This is a genomic window from Moorena sp. SIO3H5 (assembly GCF_010692395.1).
Classification (GTDB): domain Bacteria; phylum Cyanobacteriota; class Cyanobacteriia; order Cyanobacteriales; family Coleofasciculaceae; genus Moorena.
Map to the genome: position 1 here is coordinate 36,287 of NZ_JAAHHS010000033.1, position 6,012 is coordinate 42,298.

Sequence of the window (6,012 nt, forward strand, 5' to 3'; positions counted from 1 at the left end):
CTAATTCGCTTTTTCTTCTCTAAAGAAGCCGCGTTGAATCAGTGTTGTCACTAGAATTACACCAGCTAACATTAATGCTAGTGCAGCGGCATAACCCATATCCAGACTTCTAAACGCATACTGGTAGATAAGAAGCACAACCGTCAGGGTTGAGTTGTTTGGACCACCGGTGCCACCGGAGAAGATGTAAGACTGGTCGAATAACTGAAAAGTACCGATGACACCCATAACCATAACGAAAAATGTCACGGGTTTGAGTAAAGGAACGGTAATATTTATGAACTGATCGAACTCATTGGCACCATCAAGTCTTGCCGCCTCATAAACGGATCTAGGTATATCTTGCAGCGCAGCCAGGTAAATCACCATGAAAAACGGTGCTGTAGACCAAATATTCATAATCATAATGGATTTGAGAGCCACGCTTGGGTCTCCTAGCCAGTTATAGGTTGGTAAACCAAAGAAGTCTAGTAATCCATTAAGTAGACCATTAGAATTATAAATCCAGATAAATATTAGGGTTAAAACTGCTGAAGAAGTGACAGTCGGGAGAAAGAAAATAATCCTAAACCATTTTTTTCCTTTAATTTCTTTATTTAGGACTAGAGCTAAAACCAGAGCAAGGATTGTTTGACAAGGAACAACAATAAGGACATACTCAATTGTATTTTTTAGGGCAATCCAAACTCGCTCATCCTCAAAGGTACGAAGGAAATTTTTGAACTCAACAAATCGATAACTCAGCCCTCCTAAAATTTCAACCTTATGGAAGGAAAGGAAGATTGCATAGATAATTGGTGCAATCAAAAACGTTCCTAAAACTAGAATAGTAGGAGCCATGAAGAGGTAGCCAGAAATAGCTTCCCTAACTTTGGCTTTCTGCCAAAATCCCTTCAATTTGACATCCCTCGATTTGACGTTTTGGTCAACTTCAAGTTTAGCGTTAGCTAGTGACATTTGTTAGTAGTTACTTGCTTGAATTTCTTTGTTAGCAGTTTGTTGTGCTTTTTTCATGGCTGACTTCAAGGATTGCTCACCAAGTAAAGCACTAAGAAACTGATTGTCGAAATGGGTCATAAATGTTGGCAATTGTTCATCCCCTTGCCAAATCGTGGCGTACTCAGCACCACTGATAAAAGGGGTATACAGAGGATTATTTTCATAGCCAAGTTCTGATATGACCGATTTGCGAGCCGGGATTGCCAGTCCTCCATTCGCCCAAGCTTTCATCCCTTCCTTGCCAGTCAAATAGGAAATCAGTTCCCAGGCAGCCTCTTTATTTTTAGCTTGCTTGTTCATGACATAAGCAACGGTATAAACCATGCTTCCTTTTCGGTTACCGATACTGGGAACTTCAGCAGTGGCAAATTCAATCTTGGGAAATGTCTGTTGTAGGTAAGGAATTGCAAAGCTACCTTCAATAACCATTGCTGCCTTCCCTTGACCAAACATTTCGCTCCCAGAACTGGCTCCAACGTCTGACGGTATGGCAGCAGAATGGTTTTGCCGATACATATCCATCAAAGGGGTTAGACCTGATAGGCTTTGGCGAGTCGCAAAGACAGCCTTGCCTTTCTGGTCAACTAAATCACCACCAAAGGCTTTGATCATGAAGTAGTGACGAGAGAGTTCTGGGGTCATGCCCAACCCATATAGGTCAACTCTGCCATTGTGATTTCTATCCCTAGTCAATTTATTGGCATAGTCTTCTAACTCTTCCCAGGTTTGGGGGGGCTCGGTTATACTGAGTTGATCGAAATATTTTTTATTGTAGAAAAGGGCAAGGGTTGTAAAATCCTTAGGCAATCCATAGGTTTTGCCATCGGATTGGAAGGCTTCGGAAAGATGGGGAGCAAAGTCATCTAAATCTAGGTCCTCAGTGATGTAATCATCAAGAGGTTCCAAGACTCCGTGAGTCATGAGTAAGGGAGCATCTAGGGCATCTACATAGAAGACATCAGGAGCAGCATCACCAATCAAGCGAGTCTTAATGACATCCATATATTGGTCAGTGATCACTTCAAACTTGACTTTTATACCAGGATGTGATGCTTCAAACTCTTTCAGTACCTGCTCAAGGAGCTGTTTTTCTGCTGGGTTGCTCTGCCACCCGCTCAGGGTCACAGTGGAAATGTCACTGGCGATACTGCGGCTACAGCCAGTTAGGAACACAATTAGAGATACTAAGATTAGGCATCTCGAAAGGATTTGCTTCATGATAAGTAAGGACGCTTGGGCACCTCCCCTGGAAAACTTATTTCCCGTCTGAGGAGGTGGCTATGTACCTAGAAATAATTAGTAAATACAGAAGATATGGTTGTTGAGATAACTCGACATCCAAGATGGCTTTCTACAGCTTATTTCTTAAGGTGTCCAAGATGGCTTTCTACAGCTTATTTCTTAAGGTGTCCTTATTTCTTAAGGTGTAAAGCTGTTACTAGCCATATTTATGGGGGTAAAGCTAGCTGTTAGTAGCCAACTTTATTATTGCTTATCTTTATTATACCACCACTTATCTTTAGCTTTAATTATGATTATCCATGCTCCTCATCCTGGCTACACTCTTGACTAACTGAACTACGTAAACCTGAGATCAAGACTATGAAGGCGATTCCGCCTTTTTTTTTTCGCTAGCCAGGTCGTGGTACCTCTTGGCTCGATCCGTCAGATGAAAGATTTCAGTGAATATACTTAATTGTATTTTTGTTGCAATATCTTACTTTTTTTGAGATATTATTCTTAAGGTACCTGTTGCCCCAGGGATAAAAAAGGCAACAGCTGTACTTAGGTCAGTATTGATATGTAGATATCGATATGCAGATATTGGTATATAGATATCGGTTCTGGCTACATCGGGATTCCTAAACAAGGGAATAAGGCATTGGCCATGATTTTTCCTCATGATCCATGTCTATCCCCCTTGCTCCCCCGTTAATTGAATAGCGTAGCCTCCGCTGCTATACCCCGTCATGACCATAGCTCTCCCCATAGGGCATAGCCCTTAGGAAGTAACCCTTAGGGATGATTGAAAAGTACTACTTTTCGTATTTCTAAGGGGTTGGGTGAAGGCTAGAGAATAAGTGTTATTGAAAAGTAGCCCTTCTCGAAAAGTAAGGGTTAACGGAGTGTATAGCAGATGTCGCAGGAGCTAGACCTTCCCGGACTCTACCAGGAGTAAGGAAGGCTATGGTAGGTCTTCTGCGAGAGTAAGCAAGTCTTACTTCCCTAGTGATGTAAATGGCATAGACTCCTCTTGTAAAACCCCTTTTAGCCGAAGGAGGTTTTACAAGAGGGTATAGGGGGGATTTAAGAGCAAGCCAAGAGGGTTACGCTATGGGCACGCTACGCCCATCAAGAAGGGGGATGCTAAAGGGAGGATATGGCATAGGAGATTCTACCTGCCTGCCGATCCAGTACAGGTGCTACCTGAGCCCATACGATTTACTCGTCTCCATCAAATTCGCCATTTAAGTCCTCTCTATCTAGCTACCTGAACCGCTATGCTCAGACTCATATCCGATGCCGCCCCAGAAGCTCCGTCTTTACCGCGATTGCCAGAGTTGCTCAAGCCCCTAAACAAGGAAGCACGACCGCCGCTTAGCCCTACTGAAAAAATTCCCAAGGGAGAGATTCGCTCTAGCCTGAGGGCTGCAACCCTTGACGGCGTGTTTTCCACCTTCTTTTCCTGTATCACAGCTGAGGTTTTCCTCACTAACTTCTTGCTGCAACTGGGGGCTAGCAACTTTGAAATCGGTATTCTTTCAGGGATACCTCTACTGGCGAATTTTCTACAGCCTATTGGTGCTTATTTATCTGACCGATCCTACAGTCGCCACTGGTTTATCATCAAAACCTTCATTCCTTCGCGACTACTATGGTTATTTGTCCTAGTAGGCATTGGGATGTTCTGCACTGGTCTGGCTCCAGCTCATCATCTAGTGTTGTGTACACTGGCGATTAACCTCATCACTCACATTTTTGGAGCTTTGGGTAGTCCCTCTTGGTCTAGCTGGATGGCGGTGTTAGTTCCTGTTCGCCTGCGAGGGCGCTATTTTGGACTGCGCAATAGCTTTACTAATTTAACCAACCTACTTTGTGTTCCCCTACTGGGATACATTGTTTCTAACTGGCAAGGTGGCCAAGTTCAAGGCTATGGCGTAATTTTGATTTTGGCTATCCTAGCTGGAATACTGAGTCTAGTCTTTCAGTTCTTCATGGTAGATATCACTCCTCAGATACCCTCAAAGAAGACTGCGAAGACTGATGAGACTACTGATGAAACCTTAGAGTCTGAGGAGCCGACGCCCTCTGATTATGCTGCCCTATTGAAAGACTCAAACTTCCTAATCTTTGTACTCTACTTTGGATTGTGGATGTTTGCCTTCACCCTCAGCAATCCGTTTTTCAATGTTTATCTGCTTGACAATTTGGGCTTAGATGTGGGTTGGGTAACTCTATATACTAGTCTGATGGCTGGGGCAAGTTTATTGACCCTGATCTACTGGGGTAAGTTGTCTGACCTGATCGGAAATCGTCCAGTACTAGTGATGGTTGGGATTCTCCTATCCGTGATTCCTTTACTTTGGCTTGGGATCGGCAGCGCAACAACTCTCGCTCTTTGGGTTTGGCTACCGCTTTTATTCTTCGGGACAGGTTCAGCTGCAGCAGCCATTGACCTGTGTGCCAATAACATCCAAATCGAGATATCACCAGCCCACAAACCCTCCACCTATTTTGCAGCAGCAGCAGCGTCAGCCGGATTAGGGGGTGCTATAGGTAGTATGTTTGGTGGCTTTTTAGCCGAGTTGCCTAACTTCGGTGGTTTGCCAACATTATTTGCCCTATCAGCAGTGGTGCGATTGGCTACCCTTTTACCTTTGGCATTTGTCCGGGAGCCACGGGGTCGGAACCTCAAACAACTGCTGCTTCGTAACCGTGCTTGAACAGCAATAGTTTAGTCAAGTGTTATGAGTTTAGGGTGCGTTAATAACGCACCCTAAACTTATGCTTAAGACCTAAAATTATTGCGTAAGTCCTGAAGTAATGACTCTTGAGAAAAGCTAAGGTTGATTAGGTTAATTTCATTTGAGGTTGAAGAAATTTGCTAACGCCTCAACCATCATTGGTGGCCAACGGCGGACATGCTCTACCCAGTCTAAGTCCTGGTAGCGCTTGTCGAGACCAACGGCTGCCACCCAATTACTCTCAGCTTCCCCCCGTTTTCCGTCAGCCCACAACACAGCTGTTAAAGCAGCTCGGAGATCGGGAAATTGGGGGTATTTTCTTATGGTGTTGCGCATGATGCGCGTGGCTTCTTTGGTTTCACCAATTTGATAGAGCGCCAGAGCATAGTTAGCATAGGCAAAGGCAAACTTGGGCGCTAACTCGATGGATTTTTGGTAATTTGCGATCGCTTCTGTCCATTGGCCTAGTCCTGCCTTAGCATTCCCCAAGTTGTTGTAAGCCATGGCATCATTGGGATCAAGTTTTAGCAATCGCTCATAGTCAGCTATCGCATCTTCCCATCGCCCTTGTCCTTCATAGGCGGTACCGCGATTTAGATAAGGGTCAGTGGCTTCTGGTGCTAACTCAATGGCGTGAGTAAAGTCTGCGATCGCATCGTCTAATTTATTCTGGCTGACTCTAAGGTTACCCCGATTACTCCAACCGACGGGATTATCTGGCAACAGCTCTATTAGCTGAGTCCAGTAATTTTCAGCAGTTGGGAATTTCCCCTGATTCGTAGCAGCAAATGCCTTTTTCCTTAACTGGTTAATTTGTTTGATCTGAGCCTTAGTCAATTCTGGGAATTGGGTTTGCGCCATTGCTGGGGGTGTGATTATCGTAGCAGCCGATACAACGACAAGCAGTAAAATCAGTAAAATCCGAATCAAGCGTTTCATATATTATTTGAACTGAGACCGCAATCTTGATATTCCTTGCTACTGACTATTAACTACTAATTACTAACTACTAACAACTACTCATAGCCCAAATGTTTCCGAGCCGCTG

At 44.1% G+C, this 6,012-nt stretch carries 4 protein-coding genes; 1 reads left to right on the forward strand and 3 read right to left on the reverse strand.

The window, feature by feature from the left end:
• Both F6K52_RS06055 and F6K52_RS06060 read right to left on the reverse strand, forming a co-directional pair.
• Positions 1 to 897 carry a sugar ABC transporter permease gene (locus F6K52_RS06055; RefSeq protein WP_293075365.1) on the reverse strand — a complete coding sequence of 299 codons (897 nt, stop codon included), beginning with the start codon at positions 895 to 897 and terminating at the stop codon, positions 1 to 3.
• A 63-nt stretch (positions 898 to 960) separates the two neighbouring features.
• Positions 961 to 2,217 carry an ABC transporter substrate-binding protein gene (locus F6K52_RS06060; protein ID WP_293075367.1) on the reverse strand — a complete coding sequence of 419 codons (1,257 nt, stop codon included), beginning with the start codon at positions 2,215 to 2,217 and terminating at the stop codon, positions 961 to 963.
• Between the two features lie 1,283 nt (positions 2,218 to 3,500).
• On the opposite strand from F6K52_RS06060, the gene F6K52_RS06065 reads away from it, so the two are divergent.
• Entirely contained in the window at positions 3,501 to 4,943 is a 1,443-nt protein-coding gene (locus F6K52_RS06065; protein WP_293075370.1) for an MFS transporter, read from the forward strand.
• Between the two features lie 138 nt (positions 4,944 to 5,081).
• Here the strand turns inward: F6K52_RS06065 and F6K52_RS06070 are convergent, their stop codons facing one another.
• On the reverse strand, positions 5,082 to 5,903 hold the full coding sequence (locus tag F6K52_RS06070) for a tetratricopeptide repeat protein (protein ID WP_293075372.1): 822 nt from the start codon (positions 5,901 to 5,903) through the stop codon (positions 5,082 to 5,084).
• Between the last annotated feature and the right edge of the window lie 109 nt (positions 5,904 to 6,012).

Bases quoted from the DNA above. Each gene is read 5' to 3' on its own strand.
- F6K52_RS06060 (WP_293075367.1), bottom strand. From the start codon at position 2,217: ATGAAGCAAATCCTTTCGAGATGCCTAATCTTAGTATCTCTAATTGTG.
- F6K52_RS06065 (WP_293075370.1), top strand. From the start codon at position 3,501: ATGCTCAGACTCATATCCGATGCCGCCCCAGAAGCTCCGTCTTTACCG.
- F6K52_RS06070 (WP_293075372.1), bottom strand. From the start codon at position 5,903: ATGAAACGCTTGATTCGGATTTTACTGATTTTACTGCTTGTCGTTGTA.